Below are 25,869 nucleotides of genomic sequence, written 5' to 3'. Positions count from 1 at the left end.
GGGTGCTCCTTCTGCTTGCCGGCGCGCATCCGCGCCGTGGCCGGTCACGTCAGGCACCGGCGGAGGCTGTCGGCATTGGCGCGCATCAGGTCGACGTAGGTGGTGACGCGGTCGTCGAACGCGTCGGAGTAGATCTCGCAGACCCGCAGGTCGTTCTCGTGCGCCACCTCGGTGAGCACGGTGGACCGCGCGGCGAGGTTGGGCTCGAGGAACACAGCGGGTACGTCCAGTGCCTGGACCGTCCGGGTGAGCTTGATCCGGTCGGCCACGCTGGGCTCCGCTGCTGGGTTGGGCGTCACGAAGCCCGCGATGTCGACGTCGTACGCCCTGCCGAGGTAGGCGAACGCGTCGTGCGTGGTGACCAGGTGCCTGCGGGAGCGCGGGATCTGCGCGATGGTGCGCTCGACGTAGGCGTCGGTGCGACGCAGCTCGGCGAGGTAGGCCTCGGCGTTCGCCCGGAACTGGGTCGCCTGGTCCGGCGCGGCCGCGACCAGGGTGTCCCGGACGACCTCCACGTAGGCCTGCGCGTTGCGGACGTCCTGCCACAGGTGAGGATCGATCTCGCCGTGCACGTGCTTGCCCAGCACCGCCTGTGGCAGCAGGTAGACCTGGTCCCCCGGTCGGCCGAGGAACCCGAACCCTGGCTCGGCCGGCACGGGCGCGAGCGCCTTGTTCGGTACCGAGACCACGGTCGCGGCCGGGTCGAGCGTCTCCGCGTGCGTGTGCGTGGCGGCGCCATGGGTGCTCGGGGACGCGTCCGCGTCCTGGTCCGGGCTCTCCCCCGCCGGTGTGTCGGCCTGCAGCACGATCGCTCCGTCGTCCAGGTCCACGGTGACGTCCGCGTGCCCGCCGTCGAGCACCCGGGCGCCCGCCAGGCCGGGCACGGAGTACGGGTCCACCCCGACGGCGAAGGTCACCGACGTCTCCGCCAGCTGCCGCGGATCCTCGTCCGGCTCGACCACCAGGTCCGACTCCATCGCCACCGTGTAGATCCCAGGTTCGGTGAACGCCCAGCTCATGTGGGTGTGCGCGTCCGTGGGGAGGGTCGCGGTGTCCCGGGCGTACCCGTCGGCGGCGTCGAACCCGTCGCCCGAGTCGAAGTAGACCCGCGGCTGCCCGAACGTCTCGGTCAGGTAGCCCGCGAGGCGGCCCGGCCCGTCCACGCCCGTCACCCTGAGCCGGGCTTCCGACGCCCGCGTCGCACCGAGCTCCGCACCGGTCCCGCTGACGCGGAGCCCGAGCCAGACGGTGTCCAGGTTGACGTTCTCGACGAGCGGGATCACCTCGGCGGCGTACTGGGTGGCCGACTCGGCGAGCGAGATGTTCGGTGCCCCCTCGGGCAGGTTCGCGTCCAGCGTGGTGACCACCGAGTGGTCCTCCAGCAGCAGGTAGTTGCTGAAGGCCACGTCGGCGTAGACGACGTCGCGCACGTCGCGCAGGGTCGGGTCGTAGGAGTGCGGATCGCCGGTGGGCGGCACGATCGAGGTGACCTCGACGTCGTCGCCGGCCACGTTGCGCACCAGGTCGGCCAGGACTCCGGTGGTGGTGACCACCCGGAGCCGGCCGTCGTCCGCCGCACCGCTGCCGCCGGCGCAGCCGGTGAGAGCCAGCGAGCCCGCCGCGATCATGCTGACCGCGGCGGCCCGCCACGGTGGGGTCGTGGTCATGCCCGGCGTCGCCGCGCCACGACGACGAGCACCGCGCCCATCAGCACGAGGAGACCTGCCAGGGCGAGGGGCTGGAGCACGCTCGCGCCCGTGCTGGCGAGCGCTGCACGCTGAGCAGCGCTCAGGTCACACTCCTCGCCGGACGCCGTCCGTCCGACGAAGCTCGTCTGCGTCGTGGTTCCCGACGTGGGCTCCGACGTGGGATCCGGCGTGGTCCCCGACGTGTCACCCACCGAGAACTTCAGCGTGGCCGCGTCCGATGCCGTTCCGCCGCTCTTCAGGGGGACCGACTGCGTCACGGTCACGGAGTAGACACCCGGCTCGGTGAATGCCCAGTTGGCGTGCACGTGCTGGTTGAGCGGCACGGACAGGGACTTCGGGAACCCGGGCATGGTGCCGAAGCTCTTGGCCCCCACGCCCCCGAACGTGCCGGTCGCGTACACGCCCAGCTCCCCTGGGCCCTCGACGTCGTCGAGCGTGAAGGTGACCGGACCGTCCGCCGCCTTGTTCAGGCTGGGATGCTGCGTGTTCCAGCCGATCCACGGGACACCCGGCTCCTGGACCTGGCCGACCGACCAGATCGTCGAGCCGGGCGTGCCGAGGAACGCGAACTCGCTGCCTGCCGGCACCTCGTGCTCGGCGGCCTCGCCCAGCCGGAAGGTGAGCGAGGCCGGGTCGACCCAGGACGAGGGCTGCTCGCGGTCGTCCTTCACCCGGGCGACGAGCTCGCCGTCCCGCACCATCGAGCCGAAGTCGAAGTGGCCGGAGCTGATGCCGCCCGCCTCGGACGTGCTCGCCTTCGGCGTGCCCACCTTCGGCGTGCTCACCTCCCGCTCGACCGGGTGTGCGATGCACTGCTCTGGCTGACTGCCCGGACCGGTCCCGCCGGCCCCCGTGTCGCCGCTCGGACCGCTGCCCGGCCCCTCGCCGTTGCCGGGCTCGCCGTCCGGCGTCCTGCCCGGGTCTCTGTCGGTGCCTCGGTCGGTGCCTTGGTCGGTGCCCTTGTCGGTGCCCTGGTCCGGGTTCCTGCCCGGGTCGTCTCCGCCGGGGCCGTCCGTCTGCTGCGCTCCCGCCCGGAAGTGATAGTCGGCGGCCGGCCCGGTGATCGTGCGACCGTCGTCCGTCCGCAGCCGCGGCGTCACCTCCAGGTGGTAGTCGCCCTCCGCTGTGAACACCCAGTTCGTGTGCACGTGGGCGTTCGCGGCGACCGGGATGGTCCCGCCGTCCGACGTCGTCGTGTCGAGGTACCGGTTGACCGGCTGCCCGAACGAGTCGTTCTGGAACGTGAACACGTCGCCAGGACCGTCGACCTTCACCACGAGCGAGACCGGGGTGCCGGAGGCAGGCGTGATCCCCGTCCCCGCCAGCGACGAGACCAGCCGCTCGGTGCTCCAGCCGGCCCACGGCAGGTACTCCTGGTCACCACCCGTCTGGGAACCGAGCCAGGCGGTCCGGCCGCCGTGCTCACCGAGGAACGACCAGGCGCCGGTCGCGCCGGGCAGCTCGACCTGGCCGCGGGCGTCCTCGTACGCGAACGTCACGTCCTTGGGCGAGCGGTGGACCGGGCGGTCCGCGTGGATGCGGGTGTCGTCCCTGACCGACAGGGTCAGGCGTTCCGTCTCGGCGTCGTAGGTGGTCTCGAACGCGTCGACGTGCCCGTGGTCCAGCACGTACTCGCGGTCCTGGCCGGGGCCCGGGTCCGTCCCGGGGTCTGTCGGCGTGGGCGTCGGATCCGGGGTCGGGGTCGGGGTCGGGGTCGGGGTCGGGGAGGGCGTGGGCGTCGGTGTCGGCGTCGGAACCGGCAGCGACCTCACGGAGAGGATCACCGGCTCCGAGGTCCCGGCCACGCGGTCGCCGTCGAGCAGGACGGCACGCACGCGTGCGCCGTCGTCGGCGAGCTCGAGGCCGCGTTCGTAGGTGGCGGACTCCTGCCCGTCGACCGGTGCGAACTGGTCGCTGCTAGCGGGAGCGACCTCCCACCGGTAGCGCGACAGCTCGGTGGGCGGGTCCTGGACGGCGGTCAGCACGGCGGCGTCGCCTTCGGTGTGCTCGGCCCGGTCGGCCGATACGGTCACCGCCGTCGTGACGGGCCGCTCGCCCACCCTGACGTGGTAGGTCGCAGGGTCCCCTGTCACCGTGCCGCCGTCGGCCGTCGCGAGGGACGGGCGCACGGTCAGCGTGTAGTCGCCCTCTGCGGTGAAGACCCAGTTGGTGTGCACGTGGGCGTTGGCCGCAACGGGTATGGTCCCGCCGTCGGACGTGGTCGTGTCGAGGTACCGGTTGACCGGCTGCCCGAACGAGTCGTTCTGGAAGGTGAACACGTCTCCAGGCCCGTCGACCACGACGTCGAGCGACACGGGCTGACCCGGCGCCGGTGTGATGCCGGTCCCGGCCAGCGAGTCCAGCAGCCGCTCCGTGCTCCAGCCGACCCAGGGCGCGTGGTCCTGCTCGCTGCCCGTCTGCGAGCCGAGCCATGCCGCGGCCCCGCCGTGCTCGCCGAGGAACGCCCAGCTGCCCTCGGCCGCGGGAAGGGTGACCTGGCTCCGGGGGTCCTCGTAGGCGAACGTCGTCGACTCGGGTGCCCGGAAGACGGGATCGCCGTCGTAGATCCGTGTGTCGTCCCGGACCGACAGGAGGAGCTTGCCCGCGTCGGCGTCGTAGGTGGTCTCGAACCCGTCGACGTGGCCGCGGTCGAGGACGTACTCGCGGTCCGCGACCGCGGTGCGGACCGGTGTCGCCTCGGCGGTGCCGCTCGTGGGCACGGCGAACGCCGCGAGGAGCGCAGCCACGCCGACGAGCGCCGTGCCTGCACGAGGTATCGCAGCCGGCGCACGGCGCAGGGCAGTAGTTCTCACCACTAGGGATCCTTTCTGGGGGTGAATCTTCTAGGGCTCGGACAATCGGGAGATTGATAATCATTCCCGTTAATCGGGTACAGTGAAGCAGAGTTGAGAACGGTTCTCAACTAACTGCTTGTCCGACCGGAGGTCCTCGATGCACCCCGCGCGCCCTCGCTCTCCGCGCGACCTGCGCCGCCACAGCCCCCGGGCCGCCGTCCTGACCGCTGCGCTGATCGTCCTGCTCGTCGTGTCCGCCCTCGCGGCGATCGGCATCGGTTCCGCCGGGGTACCTCCCGCGGACACGGTGCGGTACCTGTGGGCGGCGCTGACCGGCGGGACCATCACGGCCGACGACGTCACGCGCTACCAGATCGTCTGGCAGATCCGGACCCCGAGGGTGCTGCTCGCGGTCCTGGTCGGCGCCGGCCTGGGCACGGTCGGTGTCGCCGTCCAGTCGTTGGTCCGCAACGCGCTGGCCGACCCGTTCGTGCTCGGCATCTCGTCGGGCGGTGCCGTCGGCGCCGTGGCGGTCTCGACGGCGGGGGCCCTGGCCGGGTTCGGCATCTACGCCACGTCGATCGGCGCCTTCGCGGGCGCGATGCTGGCCACGGTGCTCGTCTTCGCGATCGCCTACGCCCGGAACGGCACCACGCCCCTCCGGCTGGTGCTGACCGGCGTCGCGCTGTCGTTCGGGTTCCAGGCCGTGATGAGCGTGCTCATCTACGTCGTCCCCGGGAACGAGGCCACCAGCACCCTGCTGTTCTGGTCCATGGGCTCGTTCGGCGCCGCGACCTGGGGTGTGCTCCCCGCCGTCGCGGCGGTCGTGGTCGCCGGGTCGATCGCCCTGCACCGCTTCGGCCGGACCCTCGACGTGCTGAGCCTCGGTGACGAGACCGCCGTGTCGATGGGGGTCGACCCGGCGCGCCATCGACACGTGCTCTTCGCCGTCACCGCCGTGATGACCGGCGCGATGGTCGCCGCCAGCGGCGCGATCGGGTTCGCGGGGCTGGTGGTGCCGCACGTGACCCGGATGCTCGTCGGAGCGCGCCATGCCCGGGTGCTGGTCGTCGCACCGCTGCTCGGTGCGGTCCTCATGGTGTGGGTCGACCTGCTCGCCCGCACGCTCGTCGCCCCGCGGGAGCTGCCGCTCGGCGTACTGACCGCCCTGATCGGGGTCCCGGTGTTCCTGGTGCTGATGCGTCGCCGCCAGTACGTGTTCGGAGGCACCTCATGACCGACCTGACTCTCGACAAGCTGTCCGCGAGGCTCGCCGGTGTCGAGATCGTCCACGCCCTCGACCTCCAGGTCGGCGCAGGGCAGGTCTTCGGCCTGGTCGGCCCCAACGGGTCCGGGAAGTCCACCGCGCTGCGCTGCGTCTACCGGGCGCTGAGGCCGTCCGGCGGGGTCGTCCGGGTCGGCGGCGACGACCTGGCCCGGCTGACCGCGCGCGAGAGCGCGCGCCGGGTCGCCGCCCTGACCCAGGACGGCACCGCCGACCTGGATCTCACCGTCGCCGACGTCGTGGCGCTGGGCCGGGTCCCCCACCAGCGCGGGAACAGCCGGCTCACCGAGCACGAGCACGAGCTGTGCCGGTCGGCGATGGCTCGGACCGACGTCACCCACCTGGCCGCGCGCGGCATCCTGAGCCTCTCCGGCGGCGAGCGGCAGCGGGTGCTGCTCGCCCGCGCGCTGGTGCAGGAGCCCGGCGTGCTGGTCCTGGACGAGCCGACCAACCACCTCGACCTGCGCCACCAGATCGAGCTGCTCAGCCACCTGCGGGCCACGAACCTCACGGTCGTGGTGGTGCTGCACGACCTCAACCTCGCCGCCGCAGCGTGCGACCGGCTGGGCCTGCTCGCGGACGGCAGGCTCGTCGCCGCCGGAACACCCGCTCAGGTCCTGACCCCCGAGCGCATCGCCCAGGTCTACGGCGTGGACGTCACCGTGACGGAGCACCCGTTGACCGGTGACCCCCAGGTCCTGTTCTCCCTCGACGTCCCCCCGCCCGGCGAGGCGTCCGGTCCGGCCGCCCCTCGCCCCGCCCTGGAAGGAAACCCCACATGAGAGTCACCACCCGAGCCCGCCGCGTCGCTCCGCTGCCGGCCCTCGCCGCGATCGCGCTCCTGACCGCGTGCGGCGCACAGGTCGAGCCGACGTCCGGCGCCGACGACGCCACGACCACCACGGTGCGTCGCTGTGCCGAGCCGGTCGAGTACACCGTTCCCGAGCGCGCCGTCGTCTACGAGGGCGGCAGCGCCGACAAGATGTTCGCGCTCGGTCTGACGGACCATGTGCACGGGTACGTGATGCCGCCCGCCAACCCGCCGGTGAGCGAGTCGCCGTGGGCGGCCGAGTACGAGGAGGTCGAGCTGCTCTCGCAGGACCTCCTCAACCGGGAGCTGGTGGTCGACGCCGACGCCGACCTCGTGGTGGCGGGCTGGGGCTCCGGATTCTCCGACGAGCGGGGCATCACTCCGGAGATCCTCGACGGGCTCGGCATCCAGACCTTCATGCACGCCGAGTCCTGCTACGGCTATCCAGTCTTCCCCGAGCGGCACTCACCGTTCGACGGGCTCTACACCGACCTGGAGCGGCTCGGGCAGATCTTCGGCGTCGAGGACCGCGCTGCCGCGCTGGTCACGGACTACCGGGAGCGCGTCGCCGCCGTCCAGGAGCAGGCACCCGACGGCGATCCGGTGCCCGTCTTCCTGTACGACTCCGGCACCGACAAGCCCTTCACCGCCGGCGCCCAGGTCCCGCCCGACGACATCATCCGGTTCGCCGGGGGCGAGAACGTCTTCGGGGACCTCGACGAGCGCTGGACCGAGGTCACCTGGGAGTCCGTCGTCGAGGCGCAGCCGGAGGTCATCATGATCCTCGACTACGGCGACCAGCGGGCGCAGGACAAGATCCAGTTCCTCAAGGACAACCCCGTCACCGCCGAGCTGCCCGCCGTGCGGGACGACGCCTTCTTCGTCCTCGACTACAACGAGGGCATCTCCAGCCCGCGCAACATCGACGGCGTGGAGAAGTTCGGCGCCTACCTGCGCGACCGCGCGGCAGGCCGGTGAGGCGGGCCGACGCCACGGCGGCTCCCCTGCCACGGCACACCCCTGATCACCGGATCGTCCGCCTGATCTGGCCGGCGATGCTGGCGGGCGTGGTGAGCCTGTTCCCGTTCACCGTCTACTCCACCTTTCTGGTGCCGATCGCCGACGCTGCGCACTCCGACGTCGCCGCCGTCGGGACCCTGCGCGGCCTGGGCGGGATCGCGGCCCTGCTCACCGGCGTCGCGCTCGCTCCGCTGCTGGGCCGCTGGCCGCGCGACCGGACGGTGGCCGGGGCGCTCGCGCTGCTGACCCTGAGCAGCATCGCTGCCACCACGGGCAGCTTCGCCGCCCTGGTGGCGTTCTGCCTCGGCATCGGGGTCGCCACCGCTGCTCTGACGCCCGCACTGCTCGCCCTGGCGACGTCGCAGTTCACCGACCGGGGCGACGGCGGACGCGCCGCGACCCTCGTCACCTCGTCGACGACCCTCGCCGCCGTCCTGGCCGGCCCGGTCGTCGGCGGCCTCGCCGCCTGGCGGGGCTGGCAGGGCGCGCTGTGGGCCACCGCAGCGCTCGCCGCGCTGGTGGCCCTGCTCTTCCTCCTGCGCCCGGGTCGCCGGACCGCCGAGGCGACCCCCGCACCGAGCTACCGGCAGGCGTTCGGGCTCCTGCGCGCCCGGTCCGACCTGCTCGCCCTCGTCGGCATCGCGGCCCTGCGCACCACGTCGTTCATGGGCTACCTCGCCTTTCTGGCGGCGGCCTATCACGACAGGTTCGAGCTGGACGCGGGGACGTTCACCCTGGTGTGGACCCTCAGCGGTGCGTCCTTCTTCGTCGGCGGCTTCCTGGCGGGCCGCTGGGCCCGCGAGGACGGACCAGCCGCCGGACGCCGTTCTCCGGTCCTGCTGCTCGCGGGACTGGGCGGCGGCCTGGTCGCCGTGCTGACGGTCTTCCTCGTCCCTTCGCTGCCCGCCGCCCTGGCCTCGACGGCGGTCATGGGCTTCAGCCACGCCGTGGTCGGCGCGACGGTGACGAGCCTGGTCGCCCACCGCGCCGGGCCGCTCGCCCCGACCACCTTCAGCCTGCAGGCTGCCGGCATGAGTCTTGGCGTCTTCGTCGGCGCAGCGCTCGGCGGCGCGGGCCTGTCGGTCGCCGGCGACGTGGGGCTTGCCGCCGCGCTCGCCGTGCCGACCGCACTCGCCATGGCGCTGGTTCGCCCGGCAACGCTGCGCGTCAGGCGACGGCGTTGAGGACCCCGCTGATGATGACGGCGGTGACCGTCGTCCAGCCGATGATCGCGACCGCCTGCCAGATCAGGATGCGGGCCTTGCCCACGCCGGAGGCAGCGAGCATCGTGGCAGTGAAGTGCGTGGGCAGCAGCAGCGGGCCGAGCAGGCTCACGCCCGGCACTCCGTAGCGCTCGTAGGCGCGCTGGAACTTCGCCCTGCGCGCGGCGCTCCGCGAGTCCTCAGCGCCCTCGCCCGGCGCGGTCATCAGGACGGTCTCGCCACCGGACGCCGCTCCGGCACGCGTGGCTGCCTTCGCCCGGTGCCGGGTCACGACGGCGTTGCGCGCACCGGAGCCGAGCAGCACGAGCGCGGCCACGACGACGAAGTTGCCGACCATCGCGGCGATCGCGGCGACGACCGGGTTGATGCCGCCGAGGATGCCGATCGCGACGCCGCCCTCGCCCTCGATGAAGGGGATGGCGCCCGCGACGGCGACGATGAGCGGCTGGACGAGCTCGGGCACCTGCCCGACGAGGTCCTGGAGGGTTCCGACGAGGTCCATGGTGTGCTCCTGTGGTTGTCGGCGTCGAGGTTGGTCCTCGGCGCTGCATCCATTCCACCGCTCGGACGCGCAGCCCAGAAGTGCCGGCCTGTCACCGCTTCCCGGGCCCTTCGCCTGGCGCAGCCATGACATGTGTCATGCCCGTAACCTGGGCGGATGAGCAGCCAGCCCGAGCGCGCCGCCGCCGCGTCCGCGGCCGCCGAAGCCCGCAGCGCCCTGCGGCTCACCTGGAGCATCAGCGCGACCTGGTGGTATGTGGCGCTTGCGGTCGTGGTCTTCGAGCTGATCGTCGTCCTGCTGGCGGTGAGCGCCCTCGCCGAAGAGGGCTTCAGCAGCCGCGCGGTCTCCGTCATCGGCATCGGCGGGCTGCTGTGGTGCGTCGCGACCCTGCTTCCCCTGGCCGACTACCGGCATCGGACGGATGCTGCGCCGCTACTGGTCTGGCGGCGTCACCTGGCGCCACTGCTGGTCGGCGCGGTCTACGGGCTCGCGGCCGGCGGCGTCACCGGGATCTGGGTGCTGGGTGCCCTGCCCGCGATCCAGGTGGTCATGCTCCTGAACTGGCCCCCTGGGGTGCGCTTCCGCGTGGTGCTGGCCGTGACCGCTCTGCTCGTCGCCCTGTCGGTGATCGACGCCCAGACCATCCTCGGAGCCGGCACCGACGCGAGCTTGCTGCAGCTCGTCTTCCTGTCGGCCGCACTTCCTGTCGTCACCGTCTCCTCGCTGTGGTGGTGGGACGTGCTCGTCGCGCTCGACAGAGCCCGCACCTCGGAGGCGAAGCTCGCGGCGACCCAGGAGCGGCTCCGGCTCGCCACGGACGTGCATGACCTGCAGGGCCACCACCTGCAGGTCATCGCCCTCCAGCTGGAGCTCGCCGAGCGGCTCATGCCGGCGGACCCCGCGGAGGGCATGGAGCAGCTGCGCGCCGCACGCGCCAGCGTGGACGACGCGCGGCAGGGAACACGCGACCTGGCCACCCGCTTCCGCTCCGTCCCGCTGCGGGACGAGCTCGCCAACGCGGTGGACCTGCTGCGTGCCGGGGGCATGAAGGCCGAGGCCGCGGTGGATCCGGATGCGTCCGCGGCACCGGCCTCCGCACTCGGACCGGTCATCCGCGAGACCACGACGAACGTGCTGCGCCACGGCAGCGGCGGCTGGGCACGCCTCTCCCTCACCCGCTCGGACCGGTCGTGGCGCTACGAGATCGCGAACGACGCCGGCAGGGACGTACCGGCGAACACCGGCGGCTCTGGCCTGGCGGGTGTCGGGCGGCGGGCGGCCGAGGCCGGCGGGGACGTCGAGGTGCGCCACGACGACGAGACGTTCACCGTGATCGTCACGGTTCCTGCCGGGGAAGGGGATCGCGGATGATCCGGGTGCTGCTCGCCGATGACGAGGGGATGATCCGCTCCGCCCTGGCCGCGCTGCTGCGCCTGGAAGCGGATATCGAGATCGTGGCGGAGTGCGCCGACGGCGCGGAGGCCGTCGCCGCCGCCGAGCGGCTCACGCCGGATGTCTGCCTGCTCGACCTCGAGATGCCGCAGCTCGACGGCGTGCAGGTCACCGAAAGGCTGAACCGCACGGTCGCCACCCGGTGCGTGATCGTCACCCGCCACGCCCGGCCAGGTGTCCTCCGCCGCGCCCTCGCTGCGGGCGCCGCAGGGTTCCTGCCCAAGTCCCGCGGCGCCGACGAGGTCGCGTCCGTCATCCGGCGCGTGGCGGCGGGCGGACGGTACATCGATCCGGAGCTCGCGGCCGACGCCCTGAGCGACGAACGCTCGCCGCTGACCGATCGCGAGCTCGACGTGCTGCGCGCCGGCCGGCACGGCGAGACGACGCGGCAGATCGCGCGCACCCTGTCGCTCGCCCCCGGCACGGTGCGCAACCACGTCTCGACCGTGCTGGGAAAGCTGACGGTCGACACCCGGCAGGCGGCGGTGCTGCTCGCGGAGGAACGCGGCTGGATCTGACGCGGACGGAGGCACAGGGGACGGCCCGGCAGACCGACGGCCCTGCCCGGCGCACCAGCGGCTCACCGGGCGGGCCGTCCTCCCGCGTCAGGCGGGCTGCGCCGGTTCGACGATCGCGGTCACGCGGATCTCGACCCGCATCCCCGGCGCTCCGAGCGCGGAGACGCCGAGCTGGGTCCAGATCGGTGCGCGGTCGCCCATCCGCGCGCGGAGCTGCTCGACCATCACGCGGCCGTGCGTCTCCCCGATGAAGCCAGGAACCTCTGGCACGTGGTACGAGTTGACGTGCACGACGTCGCTCCAGGTCGCGCCGGCGGTCGCGAGGGTCCGCTCGACGTTGTCGAAGGCACGGACGATCTCCTCCTCGAGCGACTCCGGGAACCTCACGTCGTCGTCCCAGCCGCCCTGGCCCGATATCTCGACGCGGTCTCCGACGCGGAGAGCCTGGCTGTAGTGCATCACCTCGAGCATGTGGTCGCCGTAGCCCGGCGTCACGAAGAACTCTGGACGTGCGGTGCCCTGCTGAACGGTGGCCTGTGTGGCGGTCATGATGGTGTCTCCTTGGCTCGTGGTCACTTTCGGTTACTCAGGAACCATAGGAGAGTTATGATCGCGGCGGAAGAACGCACTTTTTGGTGACGGAGGAACCTGATGGTGACCACACAGCTCAGCGAGCCGGCCCGGGACGACGACATCATGCGCGCGGGCACGCTGGCCCGCGAGATCTTCTCGGACGTGGCCAACAAGTGGGCCCTGCTGATCATCGAGACGCTGGGGACCGAGACGCTGCGGTTCAGCGAGCTGCGCGATGCGCTGGAGGGCATCAGCCACAAGATGCTGACCCAGAACCTGCGCATGATGGAGCGCAACGGTCTGGTCCAGCGCACGGTGCACCCGACGGTCCCGCCACGGGTCGAGTACCGGCTGACCGGTCCCGGCCTGGGGCTACGGGCCACGGTCGACCTGATGTGCGAGTGGACCCGGCACAACATGGAGCACATCGAGTCGGCACGCCACCAGTTCGACACCTGAGACCGCCTGGCGGGCCGGGCCACGGAGACGCACGAGCACTTTCCGGCCGACGGCGGAACTGGGCCTGGCCGCCGGTGCAGGGTGACCCCTACACTGACGACGGCTGGTTGAAACGATGCAATGGAGCAACTCTCTCAACCCGGACGATCGATGACGATCGCATATGCCTGGAGGCGCCATGACCCTGGACCGCAGACTGTTCCTGAAGACCGCCGGCGTCGCGTCCACCGCCGCCGCGCTACCCGTCGGCACCGCCACCACCGCGGCGGCGGCACCTCGGCACGGCAGCATCGGTGCCGTGCGGTTGGACGACCCGCTCGTCGAGAAGAAGACCAGCCCGCTCGGCATCGACGTCGACCGCCCCCGGTTCTCGTGGACCGTCGAGTCGAACCGGCGTGGTGTCGAGCAGGAGTCCTACCGGGTGCGGGTCAGCACCCGTGGACCGGGCGCCCGCGAGGTGTGGGACAGCGGCGTCGTGCCGTCCCGCGAGTCGGCGAACGTCGAGTACGAGGGGCCCCAGCTGCGCGCCGCCACGGACTACACCTGGCGGGTGGACGTAGCGACCACGCACGGGACCAGCACGACGACGTCGGACTTCCGCACCGGGCTGTACGCGGAGGGCGACTGGGCCGGCGCCGAGTGGATCGGCAACGAGCGCCGCCCCGACCAGGTCACCGACCTGAGGTTCGACGGTGCCTCGTGGATCTGGGCGGCGGAGGGCCGGCTGCCCGACCAGGACCGGGCGTTCCGGCTCACCCAGGCCGCCCCTGGCGCCCTGTCCGCCACGCGGGCGGAGATCCTGATCACGGCCGACGACTCCTTCACGCTCTGGGTGGACGGCACCGAGATCGGCGGGACCGAGCCGGCCGACAACGGTTGGCAAGGATCGCGGTTCTACGAGGCGGACGTGTCCGGTGGTAGGACCGTCGTCGCCGTGCGCGGGACGAACGACGCGGTCAGCGCGGGGGCGGTGCTCGCCGTCGTGCGCCTGACGTACTCCGACGGGACCACGTCGACCCACACGACCGGGAGCGACTGGACGGCCGCGACCCAGTTCCCGGCAGACTTCGCGCGGCCGGACCTCGACGACTCCGGCTGGGACCAGGCCGCCGAGATCGTGCCCTACGGTTCCGGGCCGTGGGGCAGCGGCGTGCGGCTGCCTTCGCTGCAGCCGCTGCCTGCGCCGCTGCTCCGGAAGGAGCTCGAGGTCGGACCACGCCTGGAGCGCGCCACTCTCTACCTGGCCGCGGGCGGGTACGCGAACGTGTCGCTGAACGGCAGGCCTGCCGACGACCACGTGCTCTCGCCCGGGTTCACGGACTACGACGACACCGTCCAGTACACCGCTGTCGACGTGACACGGAAGCTGCGGCGGGGCCGCAACGCCCTCGGCATCGAGCTCGGCCGCGGCTTCTACGGGATGACCGGGGGCAACGTGTGGCGGTGGCAGGCGCCGCCGTGGCACGACGAGCCCGTGGTGCGCGCGGTGCTGCACCTGCAGTACTCCGGTGGCGCCGTGGAACGCGTGACCACTGACGCGAGCTGGCTCGTCCACGACGGGCCGACGGTGTTCGACGACCTGTACGGCGGCGAGGCGTACGACGCGCGCCGGACCCTGCCCGGCTGGGACACGGTCGGGTTCGACGACGGCGGGTGGACGGCCGCGTCGGTGGCAGACGGCCCGCAGGGCGTCCTGGTCAACCAGCGCCAGCAGCCGATCAAGCTGATGGAGTCGCTGCCCGCCGTCGACGTCACCGAGCCGGAGCCGGGCGTCTACGTGGTGAAGTTCCCGCGGGTGCTCGCGGGATGGGTCAGGTACACCGCGACCGGTCCCGCCGGGGCGACGGTCCGGGCCGCCCACGGCGAGAAGCTCACCGCCGGCGGGCGCGTCAACATGAGCAACAACGGCGGGTTCCAGGCCGGTTTCCAGACGGACCGCTTCACCCTGGCCGGGACCGGGGAGCCGGAGACGTGGGAGCCGTGCTTCTCCTACAAGGGCTTCCAGTACATCGAGGTCACCGGGTGGCCGCAGGACGGCCCGCCCCCGCTGTCGGCGTTCACCGCGCAGGTGGTGCACACGGCCGCTGAGGAGACCGGGACGTTCGACAGCTCCAGCGAGATCATGAACCGGACCCACCGCGCCGTCGTCGACACGCTGAAGAACAACATCCACGGCATCCCCACCGACACGCCGATGTTCGAGAAGAACGGCTGGACCGGCGACGCCGCCGTCGGCGCGGAGATGTTCCTGATGAACCTCGACGTGCACGAGCTGTTCGCCAAGTGGCTGCGCGACGTGCACGAGACCCGGGACGCCCAGGGCCGGCCGCTGGTCATCGCGCCCAGCTCCGGCGACTGGGGCGAGTGGGGCGTGTGCCCGCCGTGGCACGCGGCCTACGTGATGATCCCCTGGTGGCTCTACCAGTACGGCGGCGACCGGCGCGTGCTGACCGAGTACTACGACGGGATGAAGACGTACGTCGACCTGGAGTTCGAGCGGTCCACGGGCGGCATCGTCCCCGACGCGCGGCTCGGCGACTGGGTCAGCCCTGAGGCGAGCCCCGCTGGCGGCAACGCGCCGGAGGACCTCCGGGTCTCCGCCACCGCGTTCCTCTACGCCATGACCACCTCCATGCGGCGCAGCGCAGGGTTCCTCGGCAAGGCGGCCGACGTCGAGCACTTCGCACGGAACGCCGCCACGATCAAGGCCGCGTTCAACGAGACCTTCCTCGACCGCGGCGCGGGCCACTACCGCGGCGACGGGGACCGGGGATACCGGCAGACGCACAACGTGCTCGCCGTGGCCTTCGGGCTCGCGCCCGACACCGCGACGACGCAGCGGGTGGTCGAGAGCATCGTCGCCGACGTGCGGGCGAAGGGCACCACGCTCAACACGGGAGTGCTCGGCACCAAGTGGCTGCTGCCCGTGCTGACCCAGCACGGGCATGCCGACGTGGCCTACGAGCTCGCCGTGCAGACCAGCTACCCGAGCTGGGGCTACATGATCGAGAACGGCGCCACCTCGATGTGGGAGCACTGGTCGCTGGAGGCACGCTCCTACGGGCACTACTTCCTCGGCACGGTGGACGACTGGCTCTACCAGCACGTCGGCGGCATCCAGGCGTCGGCGGAGACCGGCTACCGGGACATCACGATCGCCCCGGCGGTCACCGAGCACCTGGACTGGGCCAAGGTGGCCACGCGGACGCCGTTCGGCACGGTCGCCAGCGAGTGGCGGCGCACGGGCGGACGGCTCCGGCTCACCGTGGCCGTCCCCGTCGGGGCGACGGCCACGGTGCGCCTGCCGACCGGTGATCCAGACGCCGTCACCGAGCAGGGCCGTCCGCTGGCGAACGCGGAGGGCGTCACGGGGGTGTCCGTCCAGGACGGCGCCGTCCTCGTGCGGGTCGGGTCCGGCCGGTACACCTTCGTGGCGTAGCGCCGCCGAGCCCGACGACCCCTACAGGATGCACGCGACACGCCGACGGTGACGTGCATCCTGTAGGGGTCGTGGCTCACGCCCGGCGCAGCACCGAACCGCCCGCGAAGCGCGCGGACTCCCCCAGCTCCTCCTCGATGCGGATCAGCTGGTTGTACTTCGCCGTGCGGTCGGAGCGGGAGAGCGAGCCGGTCTTGATCTGACCACAGCCGGTCGCCACCGCCAGGTCGGCGATGGTGGTGTCCTCCGTCTCGCCGGACCGGTGCGACATGACGACCGTCCAGCCCGCCTCGTGGGCGGTGGTCACAGCGGCCAGCGCCTCGGTCAGGGTCCCGATCTGGTTGACCTTGACCAGCACCGAGTTGCCGACCCCCGTACGGATGCCATCGCGCAGCAGCGCCTCGTTGGTGCAGAACACGTCGTCGCCGGTGAGCTGGCAGCGGTCGCCGACGCGCGCAGTCAGGTCCCGCCAGCCGTCCAGGTCGTCCTCCGCCATCGGGTCCTCGATGGAGACGACCGGGTAGGCGTCGATCAGTGTGACCAGGTAGTCGGCGTGCTCCGACGGCGTACGACGCACGCCTTCGCCCGCGTAGTCGTACACGCCGTCGCGGAAGAACTCCGACGTCGCCGGGTCCATGACCAGGCCGATGTCCGTGCCGGGGCGGTAGCCGGTGCGCTCGATGGCCGCCATCACGAAGTCGAGCGCCTCCTCGGCGGTGCGGAGTGCCGGCGCGAAGCCGCCCTCGTCGCCGACGCCCGTGGAGTGCCCGGCTGCCAGCAGGTCGCTGCGCAGGGTGTGGAAGACCTCGCTGCCCATGCGCACGGCCTCCGCGAACGTGTCGGCGCCCACCGGCGCGATCATGAATTCCTGGAAGTCGAGCGGGTTGTCGGCGTGCGCACCGCCGTTGACGATGTTCATCATCGGCAGCGGCAGCAGGTGGGCCTCGGCGCCACCGAGGTAGCGGTAGAGGGGCTGGTGGTGGGCGGCTGCGGCGGCCTTGGCGGCGGCGAGGGAGACGCCGAGGATCGCGTTGGCGCCGAGCCGGGACTTGGTGGCGGTGCCGTCCAGGGCGATCAGCGTGGCGTCGAGACCGGCCTGGTCCGTCGCGTCCCGGCCGCGCACGGCCGTCGCGATCTCCCCGTTGACGTGGGCCACCGCGCGGTCGACACCCTTGCCGTGCCACCGCGCGGGGTCTCCGTCGCGCAGCTCGACGGCTTCCCTTGCGCCGGTGGAGGCACCCGACGGGACAGCGGCCCGCCCCAGTGACCCGTCCGCAAGGACGACGTCGACCTCGACCGTCGGGTTGCCCCGGCTGTCGATGATCCTTCGGGCGATGACGGTCTCGATGGTGGCGCTGACAATTCCGGCTGCGTTCGCGGACATGGGAGTTCCTTCCCGTTGTCGTGTGCCTGGCCCCGGCTGCGACGACGCTGGCGCTGAGCCCGACGACGCCAAACCATACAGCAAGACTGTGCAGATACGCTGCACAGATTTGCTGGCCACCGGGTAAAGTGCCGTATGCCCTCCTCTGAAGCCGCCGCCATCGCCGCCGACCTGCGCACCGCGATGGGCAAGCTCAGCCGGCGGGTCAAGCACGAGGACCGCATCCCGCTGGGCCAGGTCGCCGTGCTCGGTGCGCTCGACCGTGACGGGGCCATGACCACCAGCGATCTCGCCACCGATCAGCGCGTGCGCCCCCAGTCGATGGCCCGGGTGGTGGGGCTGCTCATGGATCAGGGCCTGATCACCCGCCGGGCGCACCCGACGGACGGCCGCAAGTCGCTGGTCGACCTGTCGGAGGCGGGCCATGCCGCGCTCGAGGCGGAGCGTGGCCGCAGGGCCGGCTGGCTCGCGCAGGCCATCGAGGTCGAGCTCACGAACGAGGAACAGGCGCTGCTGGCGCGGAGCGCCGCCCTGCTGGAGCGGCTGGCCGCACGCTAGCCCGGCGGGTACCGGTGCTCACCTCCCGACGGTCTGCCCGCCGTCGACGACCATCGCGTGGCCCGTGGTGAACGCGCCCAGGTCGGAGCACAGCCACAGCACGGCGGAGGCGATCTCCTCCGGACGACCCATCCGGCCGACCGGCTCCTGCGCGATCACCCGCTCCCGCCCCTCCGGCGTGCCACCGGAGAACCGGCCCATCATCGGGGTCTCCACGATGCCCGGACAGACCGCGTTGATCCGGATCCCCTCCCCCGCGTAGTCGAGTGCTGCCGACCTGGTCAGGCCGATGACCGCATGCTTGGCGGCGGCGTAGGCAGCCTGGCCCCGGAACCCGATCGTCCCGGCTCCCGACGAGGTGTTGACGATCGCACCCCCTCCGCTCGCGCGCAGCAGCGGGATCTCGTGCTTCATGCACAGGAACACACCGCGCAGGTCGACGTCCAGGATCCGGTCCCAGTCGGCGTCGTTGATCTCGGCCAGGGGTGCGGGCGGCTGCTCGATCCCTGCGTTGTTGAACGCTATGTCGAGGCGCCCGAACGTCTCGATCGTCTGCCCCAGAGCAGAGGCGACGTCCTCCCCGCTCGTCACGTCGCACAACAGGGAGAGCACCTGGCCCCCGTGGACCGCCGCTAGACGCTGCGTCTCCGCGTTGCCCTCCTCGTCGAGGCCGGTGACGACCACGTCGGCCCCCTCTGCGGCGAAGGCCACCGCGGCCGCCCGTCCGATCCCGCTGCCCGCACCGGTGACGAAGACGACCTTCTCTGCGAACCGCCCGGCACCCCGTCCGTTGGTCATGCCGTCCACGGTAGGTCGCCACGGCCGGCGGCGCCCGGCCTCCGACGCCGCGACCGGTCGTGACCGTCGCTCCGGTGCCCGCCCGCACCAGGGGCGGGGCCCCGGCGCGCACGACGCCACGGCCCCGCCCGTCCAGGGGGTTCGAGGTCAGCCGATCGCGGCCTCTGCCTCGGACCGGAACTGCGCGGCCGCCTCCTCGGGCGTCTGCCGCTCGAACAGCACGTCGCTGTTGATCCGGTTCATGATGTCGGCGAGGTCGCCGGCGCCGTTCGGCAGCGGGGCCGGAGCGTCCTCGATCTCGTCCGCCAGGTCGACGACGTAGTCGGCGGCCACCTGCTCGCTCTCCGGCAGGTCTGCGGTGACCGCGTCGCGGACCGGGGCGCTGCTCGGCAGCCCCAGCTCAGTCAGGAAGATCTCGCCGACCTCCGGGCTGTTGACGAAGAAGTCGATGAACTTCGCCGCCGCCTCCGGGTGCTCGGTGTCCGCCGCCTGCGCCATGTACATGCCCGGCTTGAAGAACATGCCGGTCCGCTCGAACTCCGACTCCCCCGGCATCCGGAGCGGAACCAGCTCCTGGCCCGCGGCGGTCGAGACCGGCCCGAGCTGCGCGGACCAGGTGATCGTCATCGCTGCGACATTCTTCGCGATGGGCGAGTCGAGCAGGTCCAGGTTGAGCGCCTCGTCGGCCGGCGGCTGGCCGCCCTCCTCCTGCAGCCGCAGCGACCGCTCGAACCACTCGACGAGCAGCTCGTCGTCGTACCCGAGCTCACCGTTCTCGTCCAGCAGCGACTGGCCGTGCTGGCGCGCGTAGACCGTGAACGCCGTCTCGTTGTACGAGTAGTCGGACGTCCCGTAGATGCCGTCCTCCGAGCCGTCGGAGATGGCGTTCGCGATCTCCTCGTAGTCGTCCCACGTCCAGGTCGCGTCGTCCGGCATCTCGACGCCGGCGGCCTCGAACATCGCAGGGTTGGCGAGGACCGTGTAGACGTTGGACCCGGTCGGGACGCCGTACTGGGTGCCGTCGATCTCGCCGCTGCCGAGCAGCGTCGGGTCCATGTCGCCGGTGGCGATCTCGAGCTCGCCGAGGTCGGCGAGCACGCCGCGGTTGGCGTAGTCACCGAGGTACCGGTCCTCCTGCATGAGCACGTCGGGGGTGTTGCCGCCCGCGACGGACGTGGCGAGCTTGTCCCAATAGCCCGACCAGTCCACGAAGTCGCCCTCGACCTGGATGTCTGGGTTCTCCGCCTCGAACAGGTCGATGGCCTCCTGCATCCGCGCGGTGCGCTCCTCCGAGCCCCACCAGGAGAACCTGATGGTGGCGGTCCCGTCGTCCTCGCCACCGCCCGAGCAGCCGGTGGCCCCGACGAGAACGGCGAGGGACACCGCTCCTGCCGCGAGCCGCACCAGGGGGCGTCGTCGGAATCGTGCTGTGTTCATGATGCTCCTTTGCAACAGTGATTACTTGATACCGGTCGTCGCGATGCCCTTGACCAGGTACTTCTGGCCGAACAGGAACACGAGGAAGATCGGGACGAGGGAGACGAGGGACATGGCGAAGAGCGAGCCCCACGAGCTGTCGCCCGTGGCATCGACGAAGCTGCGCAGCGCGAGCGGCACCGTGTAGTTCTCCGGCGAGGTCAGGAAGACCAGCTGCGAGAAGAAGTCGTTCCACGTCCAGATGAAGGTGAAGATCGCGGTGGTGGCGAGGGCCGGCGTCGCCAGCGGCAGCATGATCCGGGTGAAGATCCGCACGTGACCGCACCCGTCCAGCCGTGCCGCCTCGTCCAGCTCGCGCGGGATGCCCCGGAAGAACTGGACCATCAGGAAGATGAAGAACGCGTCGGTGGCCAGCAGCTTCGGCACGATCAACGGCAGGAACGTGTCGATCCACTCGAGCCGGGCGAAGAGCACGTACTGCGGCACGATCACCACGTGGATCGGCAGCATGATCGAGAGCAGCATGATGCCGAACCACAGCGTCTTTCCCCGGAACTCCAGCCGCGCGAACGCATAGGCCGCCATCGAGCACGAGATCAGGTTGCCGACCACCGACCCGAGCACCACGATCGCCGAGTTGATCAGGTAGTGGCTGAACGGCTGCCCGAGCGCGTTCCAGCCTTCGGCGAAGTTGCCGAGGTCGAGCGCGGTGGGGATAAGGCCCGGCTCGCGGAAGATCAGCTCGTCGGGCTTGATCGAGCTCGCGATCATCCACAGCAACGGGTACAGCATGGTCAGCCCGAAGCCGATCAGGAGCAGGTGCTTCCACCAGCCGCGCCACCGCCCACGACGACGTGGGGTGCCTGCGGGCGCGTCGGACGGTGCGGGTGCTGCGGCGTCGGTGCGCACAAGAACGTCAGTCATCGTAGAAGACCCAATATCTCGAGGCGGCGAAGTTGAGCGCGGTGAACCCACCGACGACGAGCAGCAGCACCCACGCCATCGCGGACGCGTAACCCATGTCGAGCGAGCCGAAACCGCGCAGGTACAGGTAGAGCGTGTAGAAGAGCGTCGAGTCGGACGGGCCGCCGGTGCCGCCGGAGACGACGAAGGCCTGCGTGAACGACTGGAACGCGTTGATGATCTGCAGCACGAGGTTGAAGAAGACGATCGGCGTCAGCAGCGGGAACGTGATGTTGCGGAACTGCCGCCACCGCGAGGCGCCGTCGATCGAGGCGGCCTCGTAGTACATCTCCGGGATCTGCCGCAGCCCCGCCAGGAAGATCACCATCGGCGACCCGAAGGTCCAGACCCCGAGCGCGATGATCGTCATCAGTGCGGTGTCAGGGTGGGCGATCCAGCCGGGGCCCTCGATGCCGACCAGTCCGAGCACCTGGTTGACCAGCCCGTCCTTGCCGAACACCTGCCGCCACAGGATCGCGATGGCCACGCTGCCGCCGAGCAAGGACGGGAGGTAGTAGAGCGACCGGTAGAAGGACAGGCCGCGCAGGCCCTTGTCGAGGAACATCGCCAGCGCCAGCGCGAACGCGAGCTGCAGCGGGACCGATACGGCCACGAACGTCGCGGTCACCCCCAGTGACTTGAGCCAGCGCGGGTCCTGGAACATCTGGACGTAGTTCTCGAGGCCGATCCACCGGGCGGGCGAGAGGAGGTCGAAGTCGGTGAACGAGAGGTACAGCGAGGCCACCAGCGGCCCGGCGGTAATGACCGCGAGCCCGACGAACCACGGGGCGAGGAAGCCTGCCGCGGCGCGGCCGTCCCTGCGCAATGGGGCCTTGCGCGGCGGCGCGGCCCTGCGCTCCACACTGGTTGCGGTCATGCCGTTCTCCTGTCATGGCAACGGTGCCGACCAGGCTGTAATCCACACCGTCGAGGATCGAAACTTTTTCGTTCAGACTGCCTGCCAGGAAGTGTGCATCAGGCACGACAACGCGGTCAAGGGCCGTCTCGAATCGTTGAGACAGGAAGGACTTCGACCAAACTGCGGGGCAATGTCCGGGCAACCCACCTCCAAACAGGGTCGATAACGTTATCGAAATATTCAGCATCGTTGATCTCACGGAAGTAACCAAGGATCCGATGCCGTCAGGGCTCGAACCGCTACCGGCACGAGCTCGAGGAGCGCGAGATGACGAATCTGCCCTGGCTGAAGGTCGACGGTGACCGGCCGGTGGACGAGTCCGGCAGCACTCGGTCCGGATACCCATCAGCTACAAGCACTTCGAGGACGACGACCGCCCGTTCGAGCTCAAGGAGGAGGGGTTCGCCCGCCCCGGGCGTCACGCGCGGCAAGCACGTCGACCGCGGCGTGCTGGAGGAGACCTTCCTGCGCCGGACCGAGTACATGCGCGAGACGGGCACGCCGGTCCGGGTCGGCGGCCCCGTCTACCCGCCCGACCAGGACTACTCGTGGCGGTACCAGATCCTGGCCGACCAGCTCGACATCGGCGCGGAGCACGGCGCGGGCTGGGCACTGTGGACCTACAAGGACGTAGGCCTGCACCCACCACGGCGTCGCGCCCTGACGCCAGGCCCGCACGTGTCAGGCCCTCAGGTCACCCGGGCGACCTGAGGGCCTTGACACCTGACGCCCTGCTGGGGCGGGTGGCTCAGGCCGGGGCGGGGCCCATGGACCGCAGGAGCCTGCCCATCTCGCTGTAGGCCTTGTTGCGGTAGTCCACCAGGGCCTTGACCTGCTCCGGTGTGTAGTCCCTGGTCAGACCCTTGCCGTTCTTCACGCCCTTGCGGTCGCCGTCGACGGCCTCCTTGATGAGGTCCGGCGTCGCGAGGCGCTCACCGAAGTTCTCCTCGAACGTCCTGAACCCGCCGGCGTACACGTCGAGCCCGGCCTGGTCCGCGATGGCGAACGGACCGAAGAAGCCCAGCCGGAATCCGAACGTCGTGCGCACGACGGTGTCGATGTCCTCCGGCGACGCGATGCCCTCCTCCGCGATCGACATCGCCTCCTTCAGGAGCACGTACTGGAGGCGGTTGAGGACGAACCCTGGCACGTCGGCGACGAGCGCGCCCTGCCGGTCGGCCCGGGCCAGCAGCTCCCGCACGACCGGTACGACCTCCGGGTCGGTCTGCTCGCTCAGGACGAGCTCGACCCCCGGGATGAACGGGGCCGGGTTGGAGAAGTGCACGGTGAGGAACCGCTCGGGGTTCGTCACCGCCGTGACCAGCACGCGAGCCGGGATCGTGGACGTGTTGCTCCCGATGATCGCGTCCGCGCGCGCCGCCGCCGAGATGCGGCCGAGCACATCGTGCTTGACCTCGATCGACTCGAACACTGCCTCCTCGACGAAGTCGACGTCCGCGACGGCCTCCTCGATCGATCCGGCCGTCCTCAGGTTGGCCCGGATGGTCTCGGTGGCGCCTGCGTCGTAGAGCCCGTCGTCCTCGAACTGCCGTGCTTCGGTGAGCAGCCGCACATAGGCGGCTTCCGTCGCCTCGGCGGAGACGTCGGCGATCGTCACCGGCAGGCCGGCGAGCGCGAGCGACTGCGCGATGCCGCCGCCCATGTAGCCGGTCCCCACGACGGCGACGGAGCTGATGGTCGTGACCATGATGTCCTCTCTGACAGGTGTGCTTGGTGAGTGGGCGGGAAGGTCAGCCGCAGGACGCCGCTGCCTGCGCCGGGTCGCTGTCCGCTGCGCCGGTCTCGATCTCCCCGATCGCGGCGACCTTCGGCGCGGACGCCGAGCCCGGGTCGAACCGGTAGCCGAGCCACTCGCGGGCCAGCCTCCGGGCCAGCTCGAGGCCGACGACGCGCTGGCCGAAGCAGAGCACCTGGGCGTCGTTGGACAGCACCGAGCGCTCGACCGAGAAGGAGTCGTGCGCGGTCACGGCCCGGATGCCCGGCACCTTGTTCGCCGCGATCGCCACGCCCAGCCCGGTTCCGCAGACGAGCAGGGCACGGTCCGCGTCCCCTGCCGCGACCAGCCGCGCCGCCGAGGCCCCGACGTGGGGATACGCGGTGTGCTCGTCACTCGCCACACCGACGTCGACGACGGAGGCGACCCGCTCGTCCGCCTCCAGGTCTCTCTTCAGAGCCTCCTTGTACTCGTACCCGGCGTCGTCCGAGCCGATCACGAGCCGTAGACCGTCCGTCATCACGATTCCACCTTCGGGTTGACGGGCGCGGGGATGCCGAGCTCGGCACCCGCCTCGCCCAGGATCAGGACGAGCGAGGTGGCCCCGGGGTCCGGGACCCCCAGGCTCTTGTCACCGAGCACACGTGCGCGGCCACGGCGCGCCGCGATGTTCTCGGTCGACGCCGCACCCGCGCGGGCCGCGAGCACGGTGCTCTGCCACGCCTCGGCGGGGGCGTCGCCCCGCGCGGCGGATGCGGCGAACGCCTCGACCGCCGGGTGCAGCGCGTCGACGAGCGTCTTGTCGCCGACCCGTGCACCGCCGACCGCCTGTATCTGGTCTCGTGCCGCGGTGATGCCGGCCACGAGATGGTCGAGAGCGACCGGGGCGTCCGCCGGGAGCGCGTCGGCCAGCGCCAGCAGCCCGACGCCCCACAACGCCCCCGACGTCCCGCCGGCCCGGTCGGCCCAGGCGTCGGCCGCGCGGCGCAGCACGGACGGTGCGTCGCCTCCTTCGTCCGCCGCGGCGTCGGCGGCGTCGACGGCTGCGTCGATCCCGCGGCGCATGCCCCGGCCGTGGTCGCCGTCGGCCGCTACCGCATCGAGGTCGCCGAGCATCTGCTCGGCGTCGTGCAGGGCGACCTGTGCCCTGCGCAGGATGCGGGTCACGGTCTTGGCGGCGGCCGCCCCCTCCGCGGTGGCCGCCGGCACCAGCTCGGTCTCCGCGTCGGACGCGATCTCGGCCGGTACGGACGCCGGTGCCGGCCGCCAGCCGCCGTGCTGGAAGCCGGGCGTGTCGGCGGGCGCGAGCCACAACCGTTCCAGCTCGTCGTCGAGCCACGTGACGGTCAGCGAGCAACCGGCCATGTCCAGGCTGGTCACGTACTCGCCCACGAGCGGGGCCACGAGCCGCACCCCCCGCTCGAGCAGCAGGTCGTGCACCCCGTCCCACAGCACGAAGAGCTCCTCGTACTTGACGTTGCCGAGGCCGTTGAGCAGCACGGCGGCACGGCCGTCCGCGTCGGCCGGGCGCTCGGCGAGCACCCGGTCGACCAGCTCGGCGGCCAGCGCGGCAGCCGTCGGCAACGGCTCCTCGCCGATGCCGGGCTCACCGTGGATGCCGAGGCCCCACCCGACCTCGCCGGGTTCGAGGCTGAACAGCGGGTGGTCGTGGCCCGGCAGGGTGCACCCGCCGAACGCGACGCCGAACGACTGGGTGCGTTCGTTCGCCCGGGTGGCGAGCCGGTTGACCTCGGCCAGGTCGGCGCCCTCCTCGGCCGCGGCCCCTGCGAACTTGAACACCACGAGGTCGCCGGCGACGCCGCGCCGCTCGGCTGCCCGCTCGGCGGGGGCCGACGCGACGTCGTCGGTCACCAGGAGGATGGTGACGTCGGTTCCCTGCGCCCGCAGCCGGCTCGCCGCCGCACCGAAGTTGAGCACGTCGCCCGCGTAGTTGCCGAAGGTGACGAACACGCCGGCGCCTGCGTCCGCCGCGCGGCAGACGTCGAGGACCTGGCGCGTGGACGGCGACGTGAAGATGTCGCCGCAGACTGCTGCGTCGGCGACGCCGTCGCCGACCAGCCCCGCGAACGCCGGGTAGTGCCCGGATCCACCGCCGACGACGACGGCGACCTTGCCGGGCCGGGTGCCCTCCACGCGGGCGATGCCGCCGGGGACCGAGCGGAGCCTGCCGGGGTGGGCCTTGACGAGACCACGCAGGGCCTCGGCCACGAAATCTTCCGGACGATTGTGAACGTAGGTCATCTCACCTGCACCTTTGCTAGTGGACCG

The 25,869-nt window shown here is 71.5% G+C and carries 22 protein-coding genes; 10 read left to right on the top strand and 12 right to left on the bottom strand.

The window, feature by feature from the left end; genetic code table 11:
• Positions 1-44: 44 nt before the first annotated feature.
• Positions 45-1,667 carry an anchored repeat ABC transporter, substrate-binding protein gene (locus ACFS27_RS15465; RefSeq protein WP_377184536.1) on the bottom strand — a complete coding sequence of 541 codons (1,623 nt, stop codon included), beginning with the start codon at positions 1,665-1,667 and terminating at the stop codon, positions 45-47.
• Complete coding sequence (locus ACFS27_RS15460; protein WP_377184534.1) at positions 1,664-4,522, bottom strand: TIGR03773 family transporter-associated surface protein; 2,859 nt, start codon at positions 4,520-4,522, stop codon at positions 1,664-1,666. The genes ACFS27_RS15465 and ACFS27_RS15460 overlap by 4 nt, the downstream gene beginning before the upstream one ends.
• 139 nt (positions 4,523-4,661) lie before the next feature.
• Between ACFS27_RS15460 and ACFS27_RS15455 the strand changes: the two genes are divergently transcribed.
• Genes ACFS27_RS15455 through ACFS27_RS15440 form a run of 4 tightly spaced genes read left to right on the top strand, consistent with a single transcriptional unit; the run spans position 4,662 to position 8,804 of the window.
• Positions 4,662-5,741, top strand: a complete 1,080-nt coding sequence (locus tag ACFS27_RS15455; protein WP_377184532.1) for a FecCD family ABC transporter permease — start codon at positions 4,662-4,664, stop codon at positions 5,739-5,741.
• A complete protein-coding gene (locus ACFS27_RS15450; RefSeq protein WP_377184530.1) occupies positions 5,738-6,571 on the top strand; it encodes an ABC transporter ATP-binding protein in 834 nt (277 codons plus the stop codon). Before ACFS27_RS15455 ends, ACFS27_RS15450 begins: the two co-directional genes overlap by 4 nt.
• On the top strand, positions 6,568-7,578 hold the full coding sequence (locus tag ACFS27_RS15445; protein WP_377184528.1) for an ABC transporter substrate-binding protein: 1,011 nt from the start codon (positions 6,568-6,570) through the stop codon (positions 7,576-7,578). Before ACFS27_RS15450 ends, ACFS27_RS15445 begins: the two co-directional genes overlap by 4 nt.
• Complete coding sequence (locus ACFS27_RS15440) at positions 7,575-8,804, top strand: MFS transporter (RefSeq protein WP_377184526.1); 1,230 nt, start codon at positions 7,575-7,577, stop codon at positions 8,802-8,804. The genes ACFS27_RS15445 and ACFS27_RS15440 overlap by 4 nt, the downstream gene beginning before the upstream one ends.
• On the opposite strand, the gene ACFS27_RS15435 is transcribed toward ACFS27_RS15440, so the two are convergent.
• Positions 8,788-9,345 (bottom strand): small multidrug efflux protein, encoded by a 558-nt coding sequence (locus tag ACFS27_RS15435; RefSeq protein ID WP_377184524.1) that lies wholly within the window; start codon positions 9,343-9,345, stop codon positions 8,788-8,790. The two genes, ACFS27_RS15440 and ACFS27_RS15435, sit on opposite strands and share 17 nt — an antisense overlap.
• Before the next feature lie 156 nt (positions 9,346-9,501).
• Between ACFS27_RS15435 and ACFS27_RS15430 the strand changes: the two genes are divergently transcribed.
• Positions 9,502-10,716, top strand: coding sequence for a sensor histidine kinase (locus ACFS27_RS15430; RefSeq protein WP_377184522.1), 1,215 nt, complete (start codon positions 9,502-9,504; stop codon positions 10,714-10,716).
• The gene (locus ACFS27_RS15425) at positions 10,713-11,315 is read left to right on the top strand and encodes a response regulator (RefSeq protein ID WP_377184520.1); all 603 of its coding nucleotides are present in this window, start codon (positions 10,713-10,715) and stop codon (positions 11,313-11,315) included. Before ACFS27_RS15430 ends, ACFS27_RS15425 begins: the two co-directional genes overlap by 4 nt.
• An 87-nt stretch (positions 11,316-11,402) precedes the next feature.
• On the opposite strand, the gene ACFS27_RS15420 is transcribed toward ACFS27_RS15425, so the two are convergent.
• Positions 11,403-11,864, bottom strand: a complete 462-nt coding sequence (locus tag ACFS27_RS15420) for a RidA family protein (RefSeq protein WP_377184518.1) — start codon at positions 11,862-11,864, stop codon at positions 11,403-11,405.
• Positions 11,865-11,966: 102 nt separating this feature from the next.
• Here ACFS27_RS15420 and ACFS27_RS15415 point away from each other — a divergent pair, with 102 nt between their 5' ends.
• Both ACFS27_RS15415 and ACFS27_RS15410 read left to right on the top strand, forming a co-directional pair.
• Positions 11,967-12,347 carry a winged helix-turn-helix transcriptional regulator gene (locus ACFS27_RS15415; RefSeq protein WP_377184516.1) on the top strand — a complete coding sequence of 127 codons (381 nt, stop codon included), beginning with the start codon at positions 11,967-11,969 and terminating at the stop codon, positions 12,345-12,347.
• Between the two features lie 178 nt (positions 12,348-12,525).
• Positions 12,526-15,786, top strand: a complete 3,261-nt coding sequence (locus ACFS27_RS15410; protein ID WP_377184514.1) for a family 78 glycoside hydrolase catalytic domain — start codon at positions 12,526-12,528, stop codon at positions 15,784-15,786.
• Positions 15,787-15,862: 76 nt separating this feature from the next.
• Here ACFS27_RS15410 and eno read toward each other — a convergent pair whose 3' ends face one another.
• Positions 15,863-17,170 (bottom strand): phosphopyruvate hydratase, encoded by a 1,308-nt coding sequence (eno, locus tag ACFS27_RS15405; RefSeq protein ID WP_377184512.1) that lies wholly within the window; start codon positions 17,168-17,170, stop codon positions 15,863-15,865.
• A 135-nt stretch (positions 17,171-17,305) separates the two neighbouring features.
• Between eno and ACFS27_RS15400 the strand changes: the two genes are divergently transcribed.
• Positions 17,306-17,728 carry a MarR family winged helix-turn-helix transcriptional regulator gene (locus ACFS27_RS15400; protein ID WP_377184510.1) on the top strand — a complete coding sequence of 141 codons (423 nt, stop codon included), beginning with the start codon at positions 17,306-17,308 and terminating at the stop codon, positions 17,726-17,728.
• An 18-nt stretch (positions 17,729-17,746) separates the two neighbouring features.
• Here ACFS27_RS15400 and ACFS27_RS15395 read toward each other — a convergent pair whose 3' ends face one another.
• The 4 genes from ACFS27_RS15395 to ACFS27_RS15380 all read right to left on the bottom strand — a co-directional run bounded on the left by ACFS27_RS15395 (position 17,747) and on the right by ACFS27_RS15380 (position 21,803).
• Positions 17,747-18,526: an SDR family oxidoreductase gene (locus tag ACFS27_RS15395; RefSeq protein WP_377184508.1), complete on the bottom strand. Its 780-nt coding sequence runs from the start codon at positions 18,524-18,526 to the stop codon at positions 17,747-17,749.
• Positions 18,527-18,673: 147 nt separating this feature from the next.
• Complete coding sequence (locus ACFS27_RS15390) at positions 18,674-19,963, bottom strand: ABC transporter substrate-binding protein (RefSeq protein ID WP_377184506.1); 1,290 nt, start codon at positions 19,961-19,963, stop codon at positions 18,674-18,676.
• A 21-nt stretch (positions 19,964-19,984) separates the two neighbouring features.
• Positions 19,985-20,887: a carbohydrate ABC transporter permease gene (locus ACFS27_RS15385; RefSeq protein WP_377184504.1), complete on the bottom strand. Its 903-nt coding sequence runs from the start codon at positions 20,885-20,887 to the stop codon at positions 19,985-19,987.
• On the bottom strand, positions 20,880-21,803 hold the full coding sequence (locus ACFS27_RS15380) for a carbohydrate ABC transporter permease (protein WP_377184502.1): 924 nt from the start codon (positions 21,801-21,803) through the stop codon (positions 20,880-20,882). Before ACFS27_RS15380 ends, ACFS27_RS15385 begins: the two co-directional genes overlap by 8 nt.
• Before the next feature lie 309 nt (positions 21,804-22,112).
• Here ACFS27_RS15380 and ACFS27_RS15375 point away from each other — a divergent pair, with 309 nt between their 5' ends.
• Positions 22,113-22,556: a hypothetical protein gene (locus ACFS27_RS15375; RefSeq protein ID WP_377184500.1), complete on the top strand. Its 444-nt coding sequence runs from the start codon at positions 22,113-22,115 to the stop codon at positions 22,554-22,556.
• A gap of 37 nt (positions 22,557-22,593) precedes the next feature.
• Here the strand turns inward: ACFS27_RS15375 and ACFS27_RS15370 are convergent, their stop codons facing one another.
• The 3 genes from ACFS27_RS15370 to ACFS27_RS15360 are packed head-to-tail and all read right to left on the bottom strand — an operon-like array spanning position 22,594 to position 25,842.
• Positions 22,594-23,553 carry a 3-hydroxyacyl-CoA dehydrogenase family protein gene (locus tag ACFS27_RS15370; RefSeq protein WP_377184498.1) on the bottom strand — a complete coding sequence of 320 codons (960 nt, stop codon included), beginning with the start codon at positions 23,551-23,553 and terminating at the stop codon, positions 22,594-22,596.
• 43 nt (positions 23,554-23,596) lie between these two features.
• Positions 23,597-24,100, bottom strand: coding sequence for a ribose-5-phosphate isomerase (locus ACFS27_RS15365; protein ID WP_377191057.1), 504 nt, complete (start codon positions 24,098-24,100; stop codon positions 23,597-23,599).
• Complete coding sequence (locus ACFS27_RS15360) at positions 24,100-25,842, bottom strand: dihydroxyacetone kinase family protein (RefSeq protein WP_377184496.1); 1,743 nt, start codon at positions 25,840-25,842, stop codon at positions 24,100-24,102. Before ACFS27_RS15360 ends, ACFS27_RS15365 begins: the two co-directional genes overlap by 1 nt.
• Positions 25,843-25,869: the final 27 nt, after the last annotated feature.

The sequence above is a fragment of the Promicromonospora vindobonensis genome, from assembly GCF_042685865.1.
GTDB lineage: Bacteria > Actinomycetota > Actinomycetes > Actinomycetales > Cellulomonadaceae > Promicromonospora > Promicromonospora vindobonensis.
This window is presented reverse-complemented; position numbering and strand designations above follow the sequence as displayed.

Excerpts from the sequence above, each read along its gene's own strand:
- ACFS27_RS15410 (WP_377184514.1), top strand. The coding sequence starts at position 12,526 with ATGACCCTGGACCGCAGACTGTTCCTGAAGACCGCCGGCGTCGCGTCC.
- ACFS27_RS15360 (WP_377184496.1), bottom strand. The coding sequence starts at position 25,842 with ATGACCTACGTTCACAATCGTCCGGAAGATTTCGTGGCCGAGGCCCTG.
- ACFS27_RS15400 (WP_377184510.1), top strand. The coding sequence starts at position 17,306 with ATGCCCTCCTCTGAAGCCGCCGCCATCGCCGCCGACCTGCGCACCGCG.
- ACFS27_RS15370 (WP_377184498.1), bottom strand. The coding sequence starts at position 23,553 with ATGGTCACGACCATCAGCTCCGTCGCCGTCGTGGGGACCGGCTACATG.
- ACFS27_RS15430 (WP_377184522.1), top strand. The coding sequence starts at position 9,502 with ATGAGCAGCCAGCCCGAGCGCGCCGCCGCCGCGTCCGCGGCCGCCGAA.
- ACFS27_RS15415 (WP_377184516.1), top strand. The coding sequence starts at position 11,967 with ATGGTGACCACACAGCTCAGCGAGCCGGCCCGGGACGACGACATCATG.
- ACFS27_RS15465 (WP_377184536.1), bottom strand. The coding sequence starts at position 1,667 with ATGACCACGACCCCACCGTGGCGGGCCGCCGCGGTCAGCATGATCGCG.
- ACFS27_RS15420 (WP_377184518.1), bottom strand. The coding sequence starts at position 11,864 with ATGACCGCCACACAGGCCACCGTTCAGCAGGGCACCGCACGTCCAGAG.
- ACFS27_RS15425 (WP_377184520.1), top strand. The coding sequence starts at position 10,713 with ATGATCCGGGTGCTGCTCGCCGATGACGAGGGGATGATCCGCTCCGCC.
- ACFS27_RS15375 (WP_377184500.1), top strand. The coding sequence starts at position 22,113 with ATGACGAATCTGCCCTGGCTGAAGGTCGACGGTGACCGGCCGGTGGAC.
- eno (WP_377184512.1), bottom strand. The coding sequence starts at position 17,170 with ATGTCCGCGAACGCAGCCGGAATTGTCAGCGCCACCATCGAGACCGTC.
- ACFS27_RS15380 (WP_377184502.1), bottom strand. The coding sequence starts at position 21,803 with ATGACCGCAACCAGTGTGGAGCGCAGGGCCGCGCCGCCGCGCAAGGCC.
- ACFS27_RS15450 (WP_377184530.1), top strand. The coding sequence starts at position 5,738 with ATGACCGACCTGACTCTCGACAAGCTGTCCGCGAGGCTCGCCGGTGTC.
- ACFS27_RS15365 (WP_377191057.1), bottom strand. The coding sequence starts at position 24,100 with ATGACGGACGGTCTACGGCTCGTGATCGGCTCGGACGACGCCGGGTAC.
- ACFS27_RS15445 (WP_377184528.1), top strand. The coding sequence starts at position 6,568 with ATGAGAGTCACCACCCGAGCCCGCCGCGTCGCTCCGCTGCCGGCCCTC.
- ACFS27_RS15395 (WP_377184508.1), bottom strand. The coding sequence starts at position 18,526 with ATGACCAACGGACGGGGTGCCGGGCGGTTCGCAGAGAAGGTCGTCTTC.
- ACFS27_RS15435 (WP_377184524.1), bottom strand. The coding sequence starts at position 9,345 with ATGGACCTCGTCGGAACCCTCCAGGACCTCGTCGGGCAGGTGCCCGAG.
- ACFS27_RS15455 (WP_377184532.1), top strand. The coding sequence starts at position 4,662 with ATGCACCCCGCGCGCCCTCGCTCTCCGCGCGACCTGCGCCGCCACAGC.
- ACFS27_RS15385 (WP_377184504.1), bottom strand. The coding sequence starts at position 20,887 with ATGACTGACGTTCTTGTGCGCACCGACGCCGCAGCACCCGCACCGTCC.
- ACFS27_RS15390 (WP_377184506.1), bottom strand. The coding sequence starts at position 19,963 with ATGAACACAGCACGATTCCGACGACGCCCCCTGGTGCGGCTCGCGGCA.